13 protein-coding genes are annotated in these 22,316 nt (G+C 62.2%); 4 read left to right on the top strand and 9 right to left on the bottom strand.

Translation table 11 applies throughout. The features are described 5' to 3' along the window. Position 1: 1 nt before the first annotated feature. The 4 genes from ACQKP1_RS02350 to mscL all read right to left on the bottom strand — a co-directional run bounded on the left by ACQKP1_RS02350 (position 2) and on the right by mscL (position 4,197). On the bottom strand, positions 2-1,072 hold the full coding sequence (locus ACQKP1_RS02350; protein WP_427274049.1) for an HlyD family secretion protein: 1,071 nt from the start codon (positions 1,070-1,072) through the stop codon (positions 2-4). 191 nt (positions 1,073-1,263) lie between these two features. Beyond that, on the bottom strand, positions 1,264-2,295 hold the full coding sequence (gene galE / locus ACQKP1_RS02345; protein WP_427274048.1) for a UDP-glucose 4-epimerase GalE: 1,032 nt from the start codon (positions 2,293-2,295) through the stop codon (positions 1,264-1,266). A gap of 175 nt (positions 2,296-2,470) precedes the next feature. Further along, positions 2,471-3,640: a pyridoxal phosphate-dependent aminotransferase gene (locus ACQKP1_RS02340; RefSeq protein ID WP_427274047.1), complete on the bottom strand. Its 1,170-nt coding sequence runs from the start codon at positions 3,638-3,640 to the stop codon at positions 2,471-2,473. Between the two features lie 131 nt (positions 3,641-3,771). Then, positions 3,772-4,197, bottom strand: a complete 426-nt coding sequence (gene mscL / locus ACQKP1_RS02335) for a large conductance mechanosensitive channel protein MscL (protein ID WP_427274046.1) — start codon at positions 4,195-4,197, stop codon at positions 3,772-3,774. Between the two features lie 201 nt (positions 4,198-4,398). On the opposite strand from mscL, the gene ACQKP1_RS02330 reads away from it, so the two are divergent. Beyond that, a complete protein-coding gene (locus tag ACQKP1_RS02330) occupies positions 4,399-7,905 on the top strand; it encodes a hybrid sensor histidine kinase/response regulator (protein ID WP_427274045.1) in 3,507 nt (1,168 codons plus the stop codon). A 34-nt stretch (positions 7,906-7,939) separates the two neighbouring features. Here ACQKP1_RS02330 and ACQKP1_RS02325 read toward each other — a convergent pair whose 3' ends face one another. Both ACQKP1_RS02325 and ACQKP1_RS02320 read right to left on the bottom strand, forming a co-directional pair. Then, a complete protein-coding gene (locus ACQKP1_RS02325) occupies positions 7,940-9,418 on the bottom strand; it encodes a pyruvate kinase (protein ID WP_427274044.1) in 1,479 nt (492 codons plus the stop codon). 78 nt (positions 9,419-9,496) lie between these two features. Further along, on the bottom strand, positions 9,497-11,212 hold the full coding sequence (locus ACQKP1_RS02320) for a GH32 C-terminal domain-containing protein (protein WP_427276380.1): 1,716 nt from the start codon (positions 11,210-11,212) through the stop codon (positions 9,497-9,499). Here ACQKP1_RS02320 and ACQKP1_RS02315 point away from each other — a divergent pair. Both ACQKP1_RS02315 and ACQKP1_RS02310 read left to right on the top strand, forming a co-directional pair. After that, a complete protein-coding gene (locus ACQKP1_RS02315; protein WP_427274043.1) occupies positions 11,172-12,026 on the top strand; it encodes a glycerophosphodiester phosphodiesterase family protein in 855 nt (284 codons plus the stop codon). The two genes, ACQKP1_RS02320 and ACQKP1_RS02315, sit on opposite strands and share 41 nt — an antisense overlap. Further along, the gene (locus ACQKP1_RS02310) at positions 11,999-12,400 is read left to right on the top strand and encodes a hypothetical protein (RefSeq protein WP_427274042.1); all 402 of its coding nucleotides are present in this window, start codon (positions 11,999-12,001) and stop codon (positions 12,398-12,400) included. Before ACQKP1_RS02315 ends, ACQKP1_RS02310 begins: the two co-directional genes overlap by 28 nt. A 59-nt stretch (positions 12,401-12,459) precedes the next feature. On the opposite strand, the gene ACQKP1_RS02305 is transcribed toward ACQKP1_RS02310, so the two are convergent. From ACQKP1_RS02305 to ACQKP1_RS02295, 3 genes are all read right to left on the bottom strand, one after another. Next, positions 12,460-14,673: an FAD-dependent oxidoreductase gene (locus tag ACQKP1_RS02305; protein WP_427274041.1), complete on the bottom strand. Its 2,214-nt coding sequence runs from the start codon at positions 14,671-14,673 to the stop codon at positions 12,460-12,462. Positions 14,674-14,844: 171 nt separating this feature from the next. Further along, a complete protein-coding gene (locus tag ACQKP1_RS02300; RefSeq protein ID WP_203019442.1) occupies positions 14,845-16,053 on the bottom strand; it encodes an acetyl-CoA C-acetyltransferase in 1,209 nt (402 codons plus the stop codon). 201 nt (positions 16,054-16,254) lie between these two features. Next, entirely contained in the window at positions 16,255-18,048 is a 1,794-nt protein-coding gene (locus ACQKP1_RS02295) for an acyl-CoA dehydrogenase C-terminal domain-containing protein (RefSeq protein ID WP_427274040.1), read from the bottom strand. 393 nt (positions 18,049-18,441) lie between these two features. Between ACQKP1_RS02295 and ACQKP1_RS02290 the strand changes: the two genes are divergently transcribed. Continuing rightward, entirely contained in the window at positions 18,442-22,227 is a 3,786-nt protein-coding gene (locus ACQKP1_RS02290) for a peptidoglycan-binding protein (protein ID WP_427274039.1), read from the top strand. Positions 22,228-22,316: the final 89 nt, after the last annotated feature.

Genomic DNA, 22,316 nt, shown 5'->3' with positions numbered 1-22,316 from the left:
GTCACTGCACCAGTGTCGTCGTCAGGCTCTCGGGCCAGGGAGCAGCAGGATCGAGATTGACATAGGCGATCCCTGGCAGGCCTGTTTTGACCTGCTGGATGTACTTCTTGAGCAAGGCCTCGGGGATCTTCGCCTTGACGCGGAACATCAGCTTCTGTCGCTCCTCGTCGGTTTCCACCGTCTTGGGCGTGAACTGCGCGACATCGGCAACGAAACTGATCCTGGCCGGAATGGTATAGGCCGCGGCGGCGTCGAGCACTATGCGGGCTTCGCTTCCGAGCGCGATGCGCCCCACCTCTGCCGTCGGCAGGAAGAAGGCCATGTAAACATCGGAGAGATCGACGATGTTCAAGACGCGACCGCCTGCGCCCAGAACTTCGCCGAGCTGGGCAACGCGGTATTGCACGCGACCATCTCTCGGCGCCCTGAGTGTGCTGTCGGCAATGTCGGCATCTATGCTTTCGATTGCGGCCGAAGCGGCAGCAACAGCGGCTTCAGCATCAATCACCTGGGCCCGGGCCGCACCGATCGCCGCCTCCGAGGCCGCCACTTGCGCTTTCGACGCGGCAAGAGCTGCACGGGCGCTTGCGGTTGCAGCACGGCCGTCATCGACCACCTGCTGGCTCGTGGTGCGGCTTTCCATCAGCCGTTCCGTGCGGGCAAGGGTGGTTTCTGCGGCGTTCAACTGAGCTTCGCGCTGGGAAACAGTCGCAAGGGCTGCCTCGCGCTCGGCCTCCCGCTGGGCGACAATGCTTCTGGCGGTGTCTACGGCAACGAGCGTGCGGCGATGTTCAGCCACGGCCTGACGGCGATGTGCATCGAGCTGGTTCGTGTCCATCAGGGCCAACACCTGACCGGCGCTGACGAAATCACCTTCTTCGACGAGAATGTCTTTCACCCGGCCGCCGGTCTTTGTGGAAATGTCGATTTCCACTGCCTCGATGCGACCATTGCCGTGCGCGATATTTGCCGGCAGGCCGTCACCTTCAAGGGTCTTCCAGCCATAATAGGCCCCGCCGCCCACCACGATCATCAGCAATGCGACCAGCCAGCCGCTTTGACGCTTTGCCATCCGCCATCTCCGAGATCCGCCTGCCATCGCCGGACATCGGCTTCACCAGGACAGCATAGACATAGCCGCCTGGACGGTCGGCGAACTTGATCCACGTCAATTGGAGATTGCTTCGCCCGATCGTTTCGCGTCAGCAAAACGCCGTCCCGGCGAACCGGGACGGCGTCTCTCTGGCGCAACGAACCATGTGACTAGAAACCGCTGGCAAGCCGGCGGCGAAGATCTTTGATATCGGGCGTGGCCTGCTCCTCAAGCCGCCGTTCCCAGGCAAGGGCCGTGTTGACGATGACGCCCAGGTCATCGTAACGCGGTGTCCACTCCAGAACCTGTTTCGCCAAGGTGGAATCCGCCACGACAAGCGACGCATCGCCGGGACGGCGCGGCGCGTAATCGACGTGGAAATCAGTATTTGTGGCACGACGCACCGCTTCGATGATGTCGAGCACCGAGTATCCCTTGCCGTAGCCGCAGTTGGCCACCAGGGGCCCGCCACCCTTTCGCAAGTATCGCAACGCCTGGAGATGGGCATCCACGAGGTCGTTGATGTGAATGTAGTCCCGCACACCCGTGCCATCTGGGGTGTCGTAGTCAGTGCCATAGACAGACATCGAGGAACGTTTGCCGAGCGCTGCCTCACAGGCCACCTTGAGCAGATGCGTGGCACCGACGGCGGAATTTCCGGCGCGCCCCTGCACATCGGCACCGGCGACGTTGAAATAGCGCAGCGCCACGTAGCAGAGACCGTGGGCGCGCGCCGTATCGCGTAGCATCATTTCGCTCATCAGCTTGGATTGCCCATAGGGCGATTCCGGCCGCAGTGGCGCATCCTCCCGCACCGGCAGCGGCTTGTCCGGCAGACCGTAGACCGCCGCCGTCGACGAGAAGATGACCTTGTCAATCCCCGCCTTGACGGCGGCCGACAAGAGACGGCGGGTGTTTTCGGTGTTGTTCTCGTAATAGCTCAGGGGATTGGCGATCGATTCCGGCACGACGATCGAGCCTGCGAAATGGATGATCGCCTCAATGTCGTTCTCGGCGAAGATCTGCTTGAGGACAGTCGGCTTGGCGATATCGCCCAGATAAAAACGTGCCTGGGGGGCGACCGCCCAACGAAAGCCCGTGGACAGCCGGTCGACCACGACCACCTCTTCCCCGGCATCGAGGAGAGCCCACACCATATGGCTGCCGATGAAGCCTGCGCCACCTGTCACCAAGATCGCCATGACTTTTCTTCCCGTGTTCTTCTTATCGGGACATGAAAAGCATGCGCATCTTACGGAGTGCTTATCGAAAGCCTCCAAGCCACTGAAACGGCTTAACTATTCGAATTCTTCGTAAAGTTCGAGTAAGCCGTTTCAGTCGAATTTTATCGATTCACCATCCGATCGCTTCGGGAGATCAGAGAGCCTTGATATATCCGCTGAGGCGTTCGGCTGCGTCTTCGATATGGGCGGGGTTGCGCAGGAAGCAGGCCCTTAGGAACGGCAGGCCACCCTTGCCGAAGGCCGTGCCCGGTGCCATGCCGACGCCGGTCTTGTCGACGATATCAAGCGCTGCCTTGCGGCTGTCGGTGATGCCGTCGATCTTCAGGAAGGCATAGAGTGCTCCTTCCGGCTTCAAGGTCTCGACCCTGTTGGTGGCAATCAATGCGTCGCAGAGAATGTCGCGCGAGGCCGTGGCGCGCGCGATGTTTTCCCGTATGAAATCGTCCCCCTGATCGAGGGCGATGACCGCACCGCGCTGCATGAACTGCGCGACGCCCGAGGTCGAATACTGGATGAGGTTTTCGAGCACCTGACCGAGCTCCGGTGGAGCAACGATCCAGCCGACGCGCCAGCCGGTCATCGACCAGTTCTTCGAGAATGAATTGGCAAACATCACCTTGTCGCCCTCCTCCATCACGTCGAAGAAAGACGGCGCCCGTTCGGACGAGCCGTAGTAGTAGAGCGCATAGATCTCGTCGGCGAGGATCCAGATGCCGTGGCGGCGGGCAATCTCGAGGATGGCCTTCAAGTCTTCGCGGGTCGCCGTCCAGCCGGTCGGGTTCGACGGGGTGTTGATGAAGAGCGCTTTGGTCTTCGGGGTGATCGCCTTTTCCAGCTGATCGAGATCGAGCACCCAGCGGCCGTCGGTGAAGGAAAGCGGAACGCAAACAGACTTTGCGCCGGCGAGATCGATCGCCGAAACGATGTTCGGCCAGCAGGGCGAGAGATAGATCATCTCATCGCCGGGCGAGGTCAGAGCCTGAACGGCAAGCGCGATGGCCTGCATGCCAGACGCCGTGACGTAAAAATGTTCGACCGGCAGATCAACGGCGAAGTGGCGCTTGTAGTAGCGCGAGAGCGCCTGGCGGAGTTCCGGAATACCGCGCTGCCAGGTGTAGAAGGTCTCTCCGCCAAGCAAAGCTTCGCTCGCGGCACGATTGATGAAGTCGGGCGTGGGCAGATCGCCCTCGCCCGCCCATAGCGGCAGAAGCCCGTCTCGACCCCGTGCATAGTTGATGATCTCGACGATACCGCTTTCCGGTGCGGCGAGCGCGCGGGGGCTAAGGCTGTCCAACAGTGCCATGGGAAATTCACTCCTTCGATCGGTGCCGACTGTCTAACCGATCGCCGGGCAAAAATCCCATGATATTCCTTGAGGACAGGATCGATCCTGCTGATGGGTTCTGCGATCCGCAGCCGGATCGCAGAGAGGTTTCAGCGAGTCTTCAGCAGGTCGCGGATCTCGGTCAGAAGCTGCACATCAGCCGGCGGCGGAGCAGCTTCAGAGGCCTTCAGCTCTTCCTTTTCCATCGACTTGCGCAGCGAGTTCACGCCCTTGACCATCAGGAAGATGATCCAGGCGAGGATCAAGAAGTTGATGACGACGGTGATGAAGTTGCCATAGGCGAAGACGGCACCCTGCTCGCGGGCGGCGGCCAGCGTCTCTGCCGTGACATTGCTGCTCAAAGGCAGGAAATAATTCGAAAAATCGAAGCCGCCAAAAATGACGCCGACAACAGGCATGACGACGTCCTCGACCAGCGAGCTGACGATCAGACCGAAGGCGCCGCCAATGATCACGCCGACGGCAAGGTCCATGACGTTGCCGCGGGCGATGAATGTCTTGAATTCGTGTAGCATTTTCCCCTGCTCCTAGATGGTCCCGAGATTTGCCGGCACACAACCGGTCCGGGATCATGGTTAATCAATCTTCACGCTTTCGAAAATGGTAATTTGGCACAGGCCGCCATTCCCTTTCGACTAAGGTCAATATTCGAAACGATTTCAAAAGACGCAGACATGCCCTAAGGTTCCCCACCGGGCGCAGTCGAGGAGGAAAAGGTGTTCCCAGGCTGGATCATCGTTGCGTCAGCGATCGGTTACCTGTTGCTCCTGTTTGCCGTCGCAAGCTACGGGGACCGGAAGACGCGCGTGCATGGCGTTCCTGCGGGGGGACGGCCGGTCGTCTATGCGCTGAGCCTTGCCGTCTATTGCACGTCCTGGACCTATTTCGGCGGCGTGGGCCTTGCCGCCGAGCATGGTCTGGAATTCATGGCGATCTACATCGGCCCGATCCTGATGTATACGCTCGGCATGCCGATCCTGCGGCGGATCGTCGAACTTGCCAAGACAGAAAAGATCACCTCCGGGGCTGACTTCGTTGCGGCACGATACGGTAAGAACCCCGTCGTCGGCATGCTGGTCACCGTGATTTACCTGGTAGGCATCATTCCCTATATCGCGCTCCAGCTGAAAGCGGTGTCAAGTTCGGTCGCAGCCGTCATGGATCCAACCGCTTACGGCATCGGGACCGGCAATCTCTACTTCATCGACCTGCCACTGATCGTCGCTTTCATCCTTGCCTGCTTCGCGGTGATCTTCGGTACACGCCATACCGATGCGACAGAGCACCAGGACGGCCTGATCCTCGCCATCGCCATGGAATCGGTGGTCAAGCTCATCGCTTTCTGGACATTGGGCGTCTTCGTCATCTGGGTAATGTTCGATGGCCCGGCGGATCTCTGGCAGAAGGCCACCGAGAGCGAGGCTGTCATGGCCGCCCTGACGCATGAAACGCCGCCCAGTCGCTGGCTGTTGTTGATTGCGCTTTCGGCCTTCGCGATCATCATGCTGCCTCGGCAGTTCCATGTCACCGTGGTCGAGAACCGCACGCCCCGGGAACTGAAGCTCGCCGGTATCCTGATGCCGATCTATCTGATCGCCATCAACATCTTCGTCTTGCCGGCGGCCATCGCCGGTGTGTTGATGTTCGGCGGCAGCGGCGATGCCGATCTCTACGTGCTCTCGCTGCCGCTCGAAGCCGGCTCCGGCTTCGTGTCGCTGCTGACCTTCATCGGCGGCTTCTCAGCCGCGACCGCCATGGTGATCGTCGCCTCCGTGGCGCTCGCGATCATGGTGTCGAACGACATGGTCCTGCCGATCTTCCTGCGGCAAAAGCTGCTGGGGCGGCCCAGCCAGCGCGAGGATTTCGCCAAGACGCTCTTGCATATCCGCCGCACGGCGATCTTCGGCGTGTTGCTGCTCGGCTATGTCTACTTCCGATCCGCCGACAATACGACGGGGCTCGCCAAGATCGGCCTTCTGTCTTTCACCGCCATCGCGCAGATCGCACCGGCCATGTTCGGCGGCCTGATCTGGCGGCGGGCCAATGCACGAGGCGCGATTGCTGGCCTCACCATCGGGTTCCTGGTCTGGGCATACCTGCTCTTCCTGCCGAGCCTCGGCGCCGAAGATCATTCCTGGATCGCGTCCGCAGTGCTGGGTTTCCTGTTGCCCGGGCTATCGATGTTCGAACCGCAATATGCCGATCCGCTTGTCAATGCGACAATCTTCAGCCTGCTGGTCAACACACTCGCCTTCGTTATCGGTTCGCTCAGCCGCAATCCGCGCCCTGTGGAGCGCATCCAGTCGGCGATCTTCATCAAGCGCCAGCCGCGTTCCAACTCCGCAACCCGGGGATGGAAGACGAGTGTCGCCGTCGGCGACCTGAAGGCTGCGATTGCCCGCTATCTCGGCAATGAGCGCATGGAGCGGTCATTCCGGTCCTACGAGCAGACGGTTGGCCGCAAACTCGCCGATGACAGTCCGGCCGACATGGCCTTCATCCATTTTTCCGAACAGTTGCTCGGCAGCGCGATCGGTTCGTCTTCGGCGCGGCTAGTCCTGTCGCTGATCCTGCAGAAGGCCGAGGATCCATCGGCCGACACGGTCTGGCTGCTCGACCAGGCCTCGGAAGCGCTGCAATACAATCAGGACATGATGCAGACGGCACTCGCCCAGATGGAGCAAGGGATCGCCGTCTTCGACGCGTCCGACCGCTTGACGATCTGGAACCGGCGCTTCCGCACTCTGCTGGACCTGCCCGAGCATGTCGGCCAGGTCGGATTTCCGCTGCTCGACATGATCGCCATTCTGGCGCAGCGAGGCGATGTTCCGGCCGGTGACACACAGGCTGTGATCCGAAGCTTCCACCAGTTCGACAGGCCGTTCCAGATGGTGCTGGCCGGTGGCCATCGGATCATCGAAGTGCGCTGCAATCTGATGCCCGACAAGGGCCTGGTCGCGACCTTCAGCGACATCACCGCCCGGGTGGAGGCCGACCAGGCCCTCAAGCAAGCGAACGAAACGCTGGAGCAACGCGTCAGCGAACGCACGGCAGAACTGACACGGGTGAACCATGCACTGGCGGAGGCCCGCGCGGCAGCCGACGAGGCCAATATCGGCAAGACCCGCTTCTTCGCAGCCGCTGGTCACGACATCCTTCAGCCTCTCAACGCGGCAAGGCTCTATTCCTCGTCACTGGTCGAGCGGCTCGGCGATTCCCAAAACAGCGCGTTGGTCGGCAATATCGATTCTGCTCTAGAATCGGTCGAGAGCATTCTCGGTGCCGTTCTCGACATTTCGCGTCTGGACACCGGCGCGATGAAGCCACGCTTTTCCAGCGTGCCGTTGAACAGCCTCTTGCAAAGGATCGAAACCGACTTCGCGCCGATGGCTCGAGAAAAGGACCTCAAGCTCGTGGTGATGCCGACAACACTGTCGGTCCGCTCGGATCCGACCCTGCTGCGCCGCCTCGTCCAGAACCTTGTTTCGAACGCGATCAAGTACACGCCGTCAGGCCGCGTCGTGGTCGGGGCCCGGCGTCAAGGCGACAATGTGGTGATCCAGGTCACGGATAGCGGCATCGGTATCCCCTCGTCCAAGTTTCGCACAGTGTTCAAGGAGTTCGCGCGGCTCGAAGAAGGCATGCGCACAGCATCCGGTCTCGGCCTCGGCTTGTCGATCGTCGACCGCATCGCCAAGGTGCTGCAACACCCGGTGGAACTCGCCTCGAAGCCCGGCAGGGGCACGACGTTCAAGGTCGTCATGCCGCTCGATGTCGCCAAGCCGGCCACCCAGGGCGTTGTACCGATCGATGCCGGCAGTCGCTCCACGCCGGCGCTGCATGGCTTCCGGGTGCTGTGCATCGACAATGAGCCGAAGATCCTCGAGGGCATGCAACTTCTCATCTCCGGATGGGGCTGCACCGTCGAATGCGCGGGCTCGATCGCGGAAATGGATGAACTGATCAAGTCCGGCAAGGCTCCGGATCTGGTCATAGTCGATTACCATCTCGACGATGGCAGCGGCATTGGGGCAGTTCTCAGGCTGAGAGCACTGACGCAGGCCGACATTCCCGCTCTTCTGATCACGGCCGATCGCTCAGCCGACGTGCGCGCGGAAGCGGAGCGCCATTCGATCACCCTGCAGCACAAGCCGGTGCGGCCTGCTGCGCTTCGTGCCTTCATCACGCAGGTTTCCTCGCAACGCAGTGCGGCCGCCGAATAGCTCTTGCGGATAAGCGGGCTTGCGACGCCCGACCTCACCAGCTCTTCAAGGCGCGCAGTGTGGGCGTCTTCTTGAAGACGTGATCGTTCATGCGCCCCATCAGACGGTCGAGAAGCGAGACCGCCTCGACCACAGCCGGCCCCTTGTTCAGCATCACGCACTCGGCCCGCGCCGCCATAGCGGCATCGGTCATCTCGCCGCGTGTCGGAATGCCCTGTTTGACCATGTCTTCCAGCACCTGTGTCGCCCAGATGCAGGGGACGGAGGCGGCCTCGCAGATCCAGAGGATCTCCTCCTGCATTTCCGCCAGCCGTTCAAAGCCGATTTCCGCCGCGAGATCGCCACGTGCAATCATCACGCCGAACGGCCCGCGCTGGCGTGCCCGCGCGATGAGGGCCGGCAGATTGGTGAGCGCAAGCGGCTGCTCGATCTTGGCGATCAAGCCGAGCTGCCGATCGATCCTGCCGTGGCGAGAGAGGACGTCGTCAAGCAGATCGATGTCTTCCGGTCGACTGACAAAGGAATAGCCGATGAGATCGGCGCATTCGATGACCATTTCCAGGTCGGCTTCGTCCTTGGTGGTCAGCGGCGAAAGCCCAAGAGCTGTGTCTGGAAGGTTTATGCCCTTTTCCGGCTTCAAGCGTGTGCCGCCAGATTTGGTGCGACGAACGACTATGATCGCCTCCTCCTCTGCTACACTTTCGACAACCGCTTCGAGCTTTCCGTCATCGTAACGGAGCCGATCGCCGACAGAGAGTCGAGTCACCATTTCCGGCAGGGAGACCGCTGCGGAGTGCAGGACTTTCTCATCGATGCGCGGTGCGGCGTTTGCCACCAGGCGGACGCGGTCCCCGATCTGCAGCCTCGGCTTCTTGTCGACCGAGGCCACCTCGCCGGTCCTGATCTTCGGGCCGGCAATGTCCATCAGAACCTTGATGTCACGTCCGCAGACGCCGGCGGCTTCCCGGACGAAAGCAGTCATGGCGCGCCAGGCCTCCGGATCGTCATGGGCACAATTGATGCGGGCGACATCCATTCCGGCCCGGGCAAGGTCCAGGGTGAGGTCCGGACCTTTGGCGGCCTGACTGGGCAGCGTCACCATGATCCGCGTCCGGCGGCTGGCCGGCGTTGTACCAAACAGGGCAACGGTTGAGGCCTCGAGCCGCGCCTCGCCAGCGAAAAAATCCGTTTCCGTCGGCATGGCGGGTGCCCCTGCCCGGACGCCAGAAAGCGATGCCAGCGCATGGATCACGGCATCGATCGTCGGCAGGACCCGGCTTTCCAACCGACCCATCGAAGAAAGGCCAAGCGCCATAAGGCGGCGTTGCAACGAACGGATATCGTGACGACGCAGAGCGAGATAATGGTCCAGATTGACGATCGCGGGGTCCGCTTCACCATGCCCTGAAGACGAAAGCGATGCTCCGTCGAGGATTGCTTGCCTGAGGGTCACCATCTCGGTGTGGATTTCAGCTGCGCGGATGGTGGCGTCGGTGGTCTCTCGCATGTTCATGATCGGCCCTGCCTGATTGTTGCAGAACCCTAATCCCGGCTTGTTGACAGCCCAATGACAGTCGATGTCGCAGGGATCTCAGAGCCTGAGGCTCCATACGGTGGCGTTCACCACGACACCGGGTTCAGCCACGAGCCTTGCCGCCCGTACCGGTTCGAAGCCGGCAATCCGCTTGGTACCGGCCACGCGCCCGCCATCGGCGAAAACCTCCAGAGAACCGTAGTCGAGAAAGACGCGCAAACGGCGGGCGCCCGCGGCCTTCGCGAGATAGCGCGGACCCGGCGGCTCTTCGGGGCGGTCGAGATAGCCATGCAGGATCTCGAGGCCTTCCTCATGCTGGGCAATGGCGAGGCGAATGTCCGGGTGGTCGAACTCCAGGCGAAACGCGCCGCCGGCCTCTGACAACTCGAAGGTTATCTCGGCAGCACCATTGGGCAGCTCGATACGTTGCCCCGACGCCAGCCGCGTACGGTCGAGCATGCGCGCGCGCAGGCTTTCGGCTGCGCCAATGGGAGGCGTCAGCAGTGTGTCTCCTTCGAGAACCAGCGTGCGCGGCAGTGTCATCGCAGAGGGAAAATCGACGGTCGGACCGGTATCCGCCCAATTGCCGAGCCAGCCGATGCCGACCGGCGTGTTGCCGTCGACGAATGCCTGGAAAGCATAGTTGTCGGTGCCGAAATCGAGTTCACGGCCGAAGGACTTGGCGAAGCTTCGCCCATCGAACCAGCCGATGTCGATCATCGTCAGGTTTCGCCGACCCGTCTCCTTGTCCTCGCCGTTCATCAGGCCATAGATCAGCGCCCAGCGGGTGGCGGGGTCACGGTAATCGCCATCCATGGGCAGAAGGCAGGGGCATTCAAGCGCAGAGGTTTCATAGCGCGTCTCGGTGTAGAGCTTGCCGACATAAACCCAGCCGGAGGCCGCGGTGTTATCCTCCGTCTCGTAAAGCAGCACGACGCCACCGGTGTCGCTCTGGCTGCCGAGCAGCATCTTCCAGAGGCCGTCAGGCCCCCGGAACACATAGGGGTCGCGGAAATCGAAAGTCAGACCCTCGCCATCCGGCCTGCGGGGCAGGAAGACCTCGGCAGCACCCGCGCTAAACAGATCGGTCGATGTCGCCGTCAACTGGATTTCCTGTTCGGGAATTCGGTCGGCAATCTTCTCTGTGAAGAAGACGCGGATGCCGGGCCCGTCGGTGCGCGCAATTGCCGAACCGGAAAATGCCCCACCGCGCTTATCCGGCCTGACCGTCAGCTCTTCCGACGGGAAGAGGAAGACCGGAAGGTGTCGCCAGCGCAAATAGTCGGAGGAAACGGCGTGACCCCAATGCATGTTGTTCCAGATCCGGCCATGCGAATAGTGCTGGTAGAAGAGATGCGGGCGCCCGCCGAACCGACCGAAGCCGTTCGGGTCGTTCATCCAGCCGAAGGGCGGGCGGAAGTGATATCCAGCAGGCAGATCCGGCGGCTCGTTGGCCGGATTGGTGTGGATGACCGTAATGCCGGTTTCCAGCACGTCCGATGGTGTAAACCAATAGGCAACTGAGAGTGAGGTCACCGCCGTATCATAGGCCAGTGTGACCGTGCCGCCGCCGAAGACATGGTAGATACGGAAGGAGTTTTCCTCCGAATTGACGGCCTGGACTTCGCCGAATTTGCCATTGACGCTGTAGAAGGAAACGGCTCCCGGCTCATCCGGCGTCACGGCCTTCAGCCAGAGATGCAACATCGCATTGACGGGTAGTTCGACGTCGATGGCCCTGTGGCCTTCCGGTATGCCGGTCGTCGTCGTCATCATGCGCATCTTCCTTTCATTCCTGTCGCCACCGTTCAACGGTACGGCCCGGCGACTGTTCCATGCCTCGATGTCACAGAGGCTTCAGAAAACCGTCATGGCGGCTTCACCCGAAGCGCCTACTGCGGCGAGAACGACATTGAAGATCGGAGCCCTGCTCATGCGTCTCGCCGTTCTCGTCCTCGGCCTGCTTCTGACCCTCGTCACGGGGGCTGCAAGCCTTGCCCCCATTCCTCCGTCCAATCGTGCGGCCCTCATTCACGAGCGCCTGACTAAGGCCAACCTCAACCGCGATCATGTCATGGTCGTGGCCCATCGCGCCGGCTGGAAGAAGGAAGGCGTCGTTGTCCGCGCCGAAAATTCGTTTGCCGCCATAGACCACGCCGTTTCGACCGGGGTTGAAATGGTGGAGCTCGACGTGCGGCGCTCGAAAGACGGCGCGCTCGTCATCATGCATGATGAAACACTCGACCGCACTACCACGTGCCGAGGAAAAGTGGCCGAGTTCACCCTTGCAGAGCTTAGAACCTGCCGGCTCGTGGTCGAGGGAGACCGTCGCACGACCGACGAACATGTCTTCACGCTCGAAGAAGCGATGCTGCATGCGCGCGGCCGGATCCTGATCAACATCGACAACAAGCTCGAGCCGGAAGCCCTGGTCGAGATCGCGGATCTCGCCCGCAGCCTCGGCATGACCGACGGCGTGCTCCTATGGCCGTCTGGAATGCCGACCGGCTGCAACTCGCCCGCGACATCCGCCGCGCCATCGGGGCCGACTTCGCCTTCATGCCGATCCTTGCCGATGACGCCGTGACCGAGCCTGCCTTCATCGACCGCGCCCAATCAGCGCTCGGCGCACCGGCCGCTGAGCTAGTCCACTGGTATCGGGATTCATCGGAGCCGATCACTACGGATGGCGGACCTCTGCTCTCGCCTCTCGCCCGCGCGGCAGCGGTCCGGAATAACACGCATCTCTGGATCAACACCTATCCGATCACCGATCGCCCTGAAGGCATGGTGGCGGGCGGACGCGGCGATTATCTCGCGCTTTCGACCGGGCAACCCGAGGATGTCTGGGGCTTCTTCGTCGAACGGGGCGTCACGATCATCCAGACGGACGAGCCGGAGGCGGTGATCGCATGGCTCGACGCTCAGGGGCTGCGGCGGTCGTATGAGCTGACGAACTGAGATCGGAAATAGAAAAGGCGGCCCGAGAACCGCCTTTTCCAATTCATGCAGGGCCTGACTCAGGCAGCCTTGGCGGCTTCACCGTAGGGGTCGAAGCGGCCGTAGAAGGTTTCGCCCTTGGCAGCCATGTCCTTGAGCAGCGGCGTCGGGGTGAAGTGCGGGCCGTAATCCTTGGCGAGGCGTTCGCAGAGCTCCACGAAGGTCTTCACGCCCATGCCGTCGATGTAGGACAGCGCGCCACCGGTGTAAGGTGCAAAACCAAAGCCGAGGATCGAACCGACATCGGCTTCGCGCGGGTCGTTGACGATGCCTTCCTCGACAGTGCGGGCGGCTTCGAGCGCAATGGTCGCGAGGAAGCGTTCCTGCAGCGTCTTGACGTTGACAGCTTCTGGCTTCAGCTGCGGATGGAGATCCTTCAGGCCCGGCCAGATGTGCTTCTTCGCGGGTTTGGCCGGATAGTCGTAGAAGCCCTTGCCGTTCTTGCGGCCGAAGCGCTCTTCCTTTTCGACCATGCGGGAGACGAGTTCCATGTGGCGCGGGTCGATGGCCTTTTCACCGAGATCGGCAACGGTCGCCTTCAGGATCTTGTAGGACAGATCGATCGCCACTTCATCGTTCAGTGCCAGCGGACCGACCGGCATGCCGGCGAACTTCGCGGCATTTTCGATCATGACCGGCGGAACGCCCTCGATGAGCATGTTGTAACTCTCGGACATGTAGCGCAGGACGCAGCGGTTGACGAAGAAGCCGCGGGTGTCGTTGACGACAATCGGGGTCTTCTTGATCGCAGCCACGTAGTCGAGGGCGACGGCCAGTGCCTTGTCGCCGGTTTCCTTGCCGAGGATGACTTCGGTCAGCATCATCTTCTCGACCGGCGAGAAGAAGTGGATGCCGATGAAATCGACCGGGCGCTTCGAGTTCTTGGCCAAGCCCGTAATCGGCAGCGTCGAGGTGTTGGAAGCGAATATTGCGCCTTCCGGCAGGACGGCCTCGACCTTCTCGATAACGGCTTTCTTGACGTCGCGGTCTTCGAAGACGGCTTCGATGACGAGATCGGCGTCGGCGAGCGTGCCGTAGTCGTCAGAGGGCGTGATCAGCGACAGGAGCTTGTCGCCTTCGTCCTTGGTGAGCTTGCCCTTACCGACTGCGCCGGCAACGAGACCTTCGGAATGGGTCTTGCCCTTGCCCGCAGCCTCCATGTCACGGTCGATCAGCACGACATTGATGCCGGCCGCAGCCGTCACGTATGCGATCGAGGCGCCCATGAAACCGGCACCAACGACACCGACCTTCTTGATCTCCGACTTCGGCTGACCGGCGGGGCGGCGGGCGCCCTTGTTCAGCTCCTGCATCGAGACGAAGAGCGAGCGGATCATCGAATAGGCTTCGGTGGTCTGGACGATCTCGGTGAAATAACGCTGTTCGATCCTGAGACCGGTATCGAAGGGCACCTGCAGGCCTTCGTAGACGCTCTTCAGGATCGCAAGCGCTGCCGGGTAGTTGCCGGCGGTTTCGCGGCGCAGGATCGCGGACGCGGCCGGCCAGAGCTGGGCTGCGGCAGGCGTCCAGATGCCACCGCCGGGAACCTTGAAGCCCTTTTCGTCCCAGGGGGCGACAGGCTTCAATCCGTCCTTGATCATCTGCTTGGCGGCATTGATCAGTTCGCCGGGCTCGACGACCTGGTGCACGAGGTTCATCGCCTTGGCGCGGGCGGCCGACAGGGTCTGACCTGTTGTCATCATCTGCAGGGCATCCTGCGTGTTGGCGAGGCGAGCAACGCGCTGCGTGCCACCGGCGCCGGGGAAGATGCCGACCTTGACTTCCGGCAGGCCGATCTTGACCGATTTGGCGTTCGAGGCCACACGGCCATGGCAGGCGAGCGACAGTTCGGTCGCGCCACCCATGCAGGTACCGTTGATGGCGGAAACCCATGGCTTGCCGTTGGTCTCGATCTTGCGCCAGAGCCAGGTCATGCGACCGGCGGCGTCAAAGAGCTTCTGGACGGCGGCGGCCGGGTCCTTGGCCTTTTCCTCTTCGAGCATGGAGAACATGCCCTTGATCATCGTGAGATCGGCCCCACCGGAGAAGGAGGACTTGCCGGAGGTGAAGACCACGCCCTTGATGCCGTCGTCGGCAACGGTCTGGTCAAGGATCTTCTCGATCTCGTCCATCACTTCCACGGTGAAGACGTTCATCGACTTGTCGGGCATGTCCCAGGTGACGAGTGCAATGCCGTCTGCGTCTGTCTCGATGGTAAAGTTCTTGTAGGTCATGTTGGGATTCCTCTTCCCTTGATTTCGCCGATGTCGCCGCCGCTCCGCGTTGGGTGCGATCTGGCGGGGTTAAGCCCCTCCCCTTGTGGGGAGGGGTTGGGGAGGGGATCTTGTGCAAAGGCCCCTCCCGCCTGCCGGCCACCCTCCCCACAAGGGGAGGGTTAAACCCCATCAAACGCGCTCGATGACCGTCGCCGTGCCCATGCCCGCACCGATGCAGAGCGTAACCAGCGCGGTGTTCAGATCGCGGCGTTCCAGCTCGTCGAGAACGGTGCCGAGGATCATCGCGCCGGTGGCACCGAGCGGATGACCCATGGCGATGGCGCCGCCAGCAACATTCATCTTCGAATGGTCGACCTCGAAATGCTGCATGAAGCGCAGGACGACAGCGGCGAAGGCCTCGTTCAGTTCGAACAGGTCGAAGTCGGAGATCTTCATGCCGGTGCGCTTCAGGAGCTTTTCCGTCACGTCGACAGGACCGGTCAGCATGAGGGCCGGGTCGGAGCCGATATTGGTGAAGGCGCGGATGCGGGCGCGCGGCTTCAGGCCCATCGCCTCGCCGCCGGCCTTGGAGCCGACCAGAACGGCAGCAGCACCGTCGACGATACCGGAAGAGTTGCCGGCATGGTGGACATAGGTAATGCGCTCGATCTCGGGGTGGGCCTGGATGGCAACGGCTTCGAAGCCGCCCATTTCGCCCGGCATCTGGAAGGAAGCGTTGAGGCTGGCCAGCGACTGCATGTCGGTGCCGGGGCGCATGTGCTCGTCACGATCGAGGATGACGAGGCCATTGCCGTCCTTGACCGGGATCACCGACTTGGCGAAGTTTCCGGCAGCCCAGGAGGCGGCAGCGCGCTTCTGGCTTTCGACAGCATAGGCGTCGACGTCGTCGCGCGTGAAGCCATATTTCGTGGCGATCAGATCTGCGGAAACGCCCTGCGGCATGAAGTAGCCGGGGAAGTTTACCGAGGGGTCCATGTACCAGGCGCCGCCTGACATGCCCATGCCGACGCGGGACATCGATTCCACGCCGCCAGCAATCACGATGTCGTCGGAGCCAGCCTTGACCTTGCCGGCCGCGAGGTTGATCGCGTCGAGACCCGAGGCGCAGAAGCGCGAGATCTGCATGCCGGGGGCTGCGAAATCATAACCGGCTTCGAAGGCGGCGGCCTTCGGGATCACTGCGCCGGCTTCCATGACCGGATCGACACAACCGAAGATGATGTCGTCGACGGTGGACGTGTCGAGGCCGTTGCGGTCACGCAGCGCTTCCAGCGTCTTGGCGGCCAGGCGCGGCGTCGGCACTTCGTGCAGCGATCCGTCCTTCTTGCCGCGCCCGCGGGGCGTGCGCACGTGGTCGTAAATGAAAGCGTCAGTCATCATCTCTCTCCCTTGGGCGCATGGGGGCGCCGGAATTTTACTGTCCTCCCCCTGCCGTTTTCCGGACAAGACGGGGGCTGCATCCTCGGGTCAACCCTCCCCCTTGTGGGGAGGGTCGGAGCGCAGCGACGGGGAGAGGGTGCAGCTTGAAAAGGCCCCTCCCCACCCCTCCCCACAAGGGGGAGGGAGCAGGTCGCGCAATCAAAACGCCTCGGCGGCCATTTCCATCAGGCTGTCGGCACCGGTTTCGATGCGAGCCTTGCGCAGCGCCGTTTCCGGCATGACCTTTTCCATATAGAAACGGCCGGTCAACAGCTTGTTCTTATAGTAGTCGGCATCGCCAGACCCTGCGGCCAGGTTATCGTTCGCCGCCTTGGCCATTTTCGCCCACATGTAGCCGAGCACGACGAGGCCGAAGAGGTGCATGTAGTCGGTCGAACCGGCACCGGCATTGTCGGGCTTGGCCATGGCGTTCTGCATGAACCACATGGTGGAAGCCTGCAGATCGTTCAGGCCCTTCTTCAGGCTCTTGGTGAAGGAGGCCATCTTCTCGTCGTTACGGTTCCCTTCGCAGAAATCGCCGATTTCCTTGAACAGCGCCATGACGGCACGGCCGCCATTGAGGCCAAGCTTGCGGCCGACGAGGTCGAGCGCCTGGATGCCGTTTGCGCCTTCGTAAATCATCGCGATGCGAGCATCGCGGACATACTGCGACATGCCCCATTCTTCGATATAGCCGTGGCCGCCATAGACCTGCTGGGCCATGACCGCATGGTCGAAGCCCTTGTCGGTCAAGACGCCCTTGAGGATCGGCGTCATCAGGCCAAGCACGTCGTCGGCAAGCTGCTTTTCAGCCGCATCGCCGGAACGGTGCGCGACGTCGGACTTGAGCGCCGTCCACAGGGTGAAGGCGCGGCCGGCTTCGTTGAAGGCCTTGATGGTCAGCAGCGTGCGGCGAATGTCGGGATGCACGATGATCGGATCGGCCTTCTTTTCCGGCGCCTTGGCACCTGACAGAGACCGGCCCTGAATGCGCTCGCGGGCATAGTTGGCGGCGTTCTGATAGGCGATTTCGGAGATCGACAGACCCTGCAGGCCAACGCCGAGGCGGGCCTCATTCATCATGACGAACATGGCCGCGAGACCCTTGTTCTCAGCGCCGATCAGGTAACCCGTCGCCTCGTCATAGTTCATGACGCAGGTCGCGTTGCCGTGGATGCCCATCTTGTGTTCGATGGCGCCGCAGGTGACCGTATTGCGGCCGCCCACCGAACCATCGTCGCCGACCATGAACTTCGGCACGATGAAGAGCGAAATGCCCTTGGTGCCTTCGGGTGCGCCCTCGATACGGGCGAGCACCAGGTGGATGATGTTATCCGACATGTCGTGTTCGCCGGCCGAGATGAAGATCTTCTGGCCGGAAATCTTATAGGCGCCGTTGCCATCAGGAACCGCCTTGGTGCGCAGCAGGCCGAGATCGGTGCCGCAATGGGGCTCGGTGAGGTTCATAGTGCCGGTCCAGATGCCCTCGACCATCTTCGGCAGATACTTCTGCTTCTGCTCGTCGGACCCATGCTCCAGGATCGCGGCGATCGCGCCCTGGGTGAGGCCAGGATACATCATCAGTGCCATGTTGGCGGACGACATGTATTCGCCAACTGCAGAATGCAGCGTATAGGGCAGGCCCTGGCCGCCGTATTCGGCCGGAACTGCGAGGCCCAGCCAGCCACCCTGACAGTAGGCGTCGTAAGCCTGCTTGAAACCCTTCGGCGTCTTGACCGAACCGTCATCCGAACGGACACAGCCTTCCTGGTCACCGGAGAGATTAAGCGGGAAGAGCTGCTCTTCCGCGAGCTTCGCTGCCTCACCGACGATCGCCTCGATCATGTCGGGCGTTGCGTCCTCGAAGCCGGGCAGGTTGTTATAGCGCTCCAGGCCAAGCACGTCGTTGAGAATGAAAAGCGTGTCGTTTACGGGGGCCTTGTAGACGGGCATCGGGCATCTTCCTCCAAAGACATGATTTCCGACGGGATCGGATTGGGTCTGCTTATACAAATAATTGACGTGCGCGTAAACGTCAAAGTTTTTGGCTGCGGCATTTTTGTGCCGGATGCGGCGTCCGCCCTTTCGTGCATGGCTTCTAACGAAAGGTGCTTGTGCGGGCGTGGCGGGAGACTGAAGACCTCCGCATTCACCGATTTTTGGCGAAGCTTAACGGCTTGTTTACCATGTTTCATGAAAGGTTGCGTTCGAAAGCTGGTGATCCATCCGCGATTCCGACGCGCCCTCATCACCCTTTGGGCAAGAGGCATTCGTCGAGGTCACACAGGACCACCCGGACGCATTCGGACGCACTTTGCATCCGGCACCATCGAGGCGAGCAGAACCATGAACGGATCGCGATCCCAGACCCAACGGCCCGGCAGCCCATCCTCGCTGGATGCCTTGAGCCGCACGATCGAAGGGCTCGAGGCTCGCATCGAGGGCCTTATCGGCCAGCAGACGGCCCGCAGCCGCGGTGCAGACGAGCCGGTGTCACGCGCGCTTCCCGGTCGTCGCGCGAGCGATCCGCCGCGCAGCGAGCGCAATACGCGGCCAGATCCCCTGGCTGAAATTCGCCAACGCCAGCGCCTTCTGGAAGAAAGCCGCAAACACGGCAGCGAAGGCAGCCTTTACAGCCGCAGCGACGATGCGCCGGCGCGTGCGCCCTTGCGTCAACCCGTTCCTCCGCTTGTCGATCCGCAGCCGGCCTATACCACCCGTCCGAGCGCCCCGATGCCGGCGCGCGCAAGCGACGACATCGTGGAAGCCCTGAGCGGCCTTCGCCGCGAGCTCAAGCAGGATATCGGCGAAAGCCTGTCGCGCGAGATCTCCGGCCTTCGCAACGAGATGCGCTCGATCCGCCAGCTCGCCGAAGAAAGCCGCCCCCAAGACGACATGCGCCAGGACATCGCCCGTCTGGCTGAAAGCATCCAGCGGCTCGAGGGCATCAAGGCTCCGGGCACCGACGGTCTGCGTGAGGACTTCGATGACCTGCGCTCGCTCATGGACGGCCTTGCCCGCGAGGATTCCATGCGCCGCATAGAGCGCCGCTGGGAAGATGTCGAGGTCCGTCTCGATGGCCTCGACACCGGCGCGATGCGCGACGAGATCATCCGCATCGCCGACCGCCTCGACGACATCAAGTCGCAGCTCGGCGGCATGGGCGACACGCGCGCGATCCGGGCTTTGGAAGACAAGCTGGTGACCGTCGCGTCTGCGCTCGAACATATCGGCGCACATATCGATCCGAACGAGCGCAAGCTCACCGAGCAGTTCGCCTCGCTCGACATGCGGCTCGACGAAATCACCCGTGCCATCGCGGCCGGCAGCCGCAACACCGGTCCGGGCAATGATCCGGCAACCTTCCATCGGCTGGAAGAGCGGCTCACCGGCCTTGCCCGACAGATCGAGACCATTTCCGAGCGGCGCCCGCCGCAGCCGGATGCCTCGCACGAGATGGCCGAGCGGCTCGAACTCCTGACGGAGCGCATCGAACAGCTCTCCACCGAACAAAGCGCCGTCCGCCTGGAAGAGCGTCTCGAACAACTCGCCTACATGCTCGAAAAGGTACAGCGGCCGGCGCCGGCGCCGGAATTGACCGGCTACCTCGCCGACATCTCCCGCAAGATCGATGCGCTCGACGGCAGTGCCGTCAACGACCGCCTTGCCGATCGGCTCGAAATCCTGGCGCGCCACATTGAGGAGCTCGACGCGCCGCAGCCGGTCGCCATGATCGATGACAGTGCCCTGCGCAACCTCGAAGACCGCTTGAATGCCGTTGTCGACCGTCTTGAGGAAACCAGCTCCTCCGCCCCTACCGGCGAAAGCGCAAGCCTCAAGGGGCTCGAAGACCAGATCGCCCATCTCTCCCAGCTGATCAGCCAGCCGTCGCCGTCCGATCCAGAGGTCTCTGGCCGGATCTCGGCCCTTGAGGATTATGTTGCGACGAGCGACGAATACATCATCGAGGCAGCCCGTCAGGCCGCCGAAACCGTCATGGCCAACTTCGCCCAGCGCTTCCCAGTCGGCAGCCAGGCGGCATCGGCTGACATTTCTGCGCTGTCGGCCCTGTCCGATCACCTGAAGCAGCTCGAAGACTATAGCCGTCATTCGGAAGAGCGGACCCACCGCACCTTCGAGGCCCTGCATGACACGCTCGTGCAGATCGCCGGAAGGCTCGACGAGTTGCACCATATCGGACAGCAGACCGAAGCAGCACCTCTCTTCGCCCAGGCTCCTGTTGCTCCCGCACCGCGCGCACCTGAAGCCGCGGCACCGGTTCCGCAACCGCCGCGCATGATGGCGGAACCCGTCACCGAACCGGCACATCCGATTGATCAGGAACTGCTCGCGGCAGCGGACGATTTCGCCCAGACCATGACCGCACTGCCGGTGATCGATGCCGCGCGTGAAAAGAAGGTTGCGAAGCCCAGCCTGCTCGCCGGTCTCGGCAAGAAGCTGATGCCGGGCAAGAAGGCGCCGAAGGCCCCTGCCGAACCGCGCCAGATGGTCGACCCTTCGCCGTCGATCGATCCGGTCGATGTGCTGCCGCCCGACGACGCGAATGAACTCCTTGAGCCCGGCTCCGGAGCGCCCGATGTACGCAAAATCCTTGAGCGCGTTCGTGCCAGTCAGCAGGCAGCCAAGGGCGCAACCCCTGCCGGCGCCGACAACGGGGACCGTACCGACTACATCGCCGCCGCCCGGCGCGCCGCCCAGGCAGCCGCCATGGAAATGGATCGCGCCCAGAAGGCAGCGCCTACGGGCAACAAGACGATGGCCGATGTGAAGGCCAAGGCGAAGTCAGGGGAAACCTCCCTCTTCGCGCGGTATCGCCGCCCCATCATGATGGCCGTGGGCGCCGTGCTCCTCGTTGCCATGGCCATGCCGCTCGTCAATACGCTGACCCGCAGCGATGCGCCCGCTGTTGTCGAAGAGACCGGCCCGAATGAGACGAGCGAGGCCGTCATCGCAGAACCTGCGGTCGAGACCGCTGGTGAAGCTGCTGTCCAGAGCGACACCGGCACGGCGACACCGTCGGCGGCCTCCGCTCAGGCAGAGCCTCCAGCCGAGACTGAGGAAGACCTCGTCGCCGTTCAGGCCGCATCGACGACACCGGCACGTGTTCAGGCGGGTGAGACGGCTCCTGTCAGTGCGCTGATGGCGCCCGCGGCCAGCGCGCCCAGCCAGACACTCGAAGCGCCAACCAGGGTTGCCGATTCCGCGGCCAACGTCGTTGTCGCCCAGGAAATCGCGCCCGCGGCTCCGTCAGCAGAGATCGTCGTTCCCTCGGAAATCACGCCGCCATCGCTTTCGATTGCTGCCAAGAATGGCGATCCGGTCGCGCTCTTCGAAATCGGCGCACGTTATACCGAAGGGCGCGGTGTGAAGAACGACTTTGCCGAAGCGGCCAAGTGGTATCGCCTCGCCGCCGACAAGGGTTTTGCGCCTGCCCAGTATCGTCTGGCCAATTTCCTCGAAAAGGGCACGGGCGTCGCACCCAATATCGGCGAAGCGAAGCGCTACTATGAAATGGCGGCGAATGCCGGCAATGCCAGCGCCATGCACAACCTCGCCGTCATCTATGCCTCCGGCAAGGATGGGGCACAGGACTATGCCAAGGCGGTGGAATGGTTCGGCAAGGCCGCTGATTACGGTATTTCAGACAGCCAGTTCAACCTCGCGATCCTCAGTGCCCGTGGCAATGGGACCTCGGCTGATCTAGTGACGTCCTACAAGTGGTTTGCGATCGCAGCCAAGGGTGGCGATACGGATGCTGCTCAGAAGCGCGACGAAGTGGCCAATGCACTGAAGCCGGAAGAACTCGAACGCGCCCGCGCCGAGGTGGACCTCTGGAAGGCCAAGGAGATGGACCCGGACGCCAATTCGGTCAATACGCCGGACGAATGGGCCGGCAAGGGCCTGAAAACCGCAAGCGTCGACATGAAGAAGGCGATCCGTAACATCCAGGCCATTCTCAACAAGAACGGCTATGACGCAGGAACGCCCGACGGCGTGATGGGTGCCAAGACCGTCTCGGCGATCAAGGCCTTCCAGACATCGATCGGTGAACAGCCGACGGGTCAGGTGACGGATAAGTTGGTGACCGAGCTTCTGGCCCGCAACAAATGATGTGGCTGTCACAAAAGACCGCGAATAAGGGTCTATGACGGGCTCTCGAATTGACTTGGATGGCCTTGAGGCGCAGAAAAGAATTCAAA

The organism is Allorhizobium sp. NPDC080224, from assembly GCF_050281005.1.
Taxonomy (GTDB): domain Bacteria; phylum Pseudomonadota; class Alphaproteobacteria; order Rhizobiales; family Rhizobiaceae; genus Allorhizobium.
This window is presented reverse-complemented; position numbering and strand designations above follow the sequence as displayed.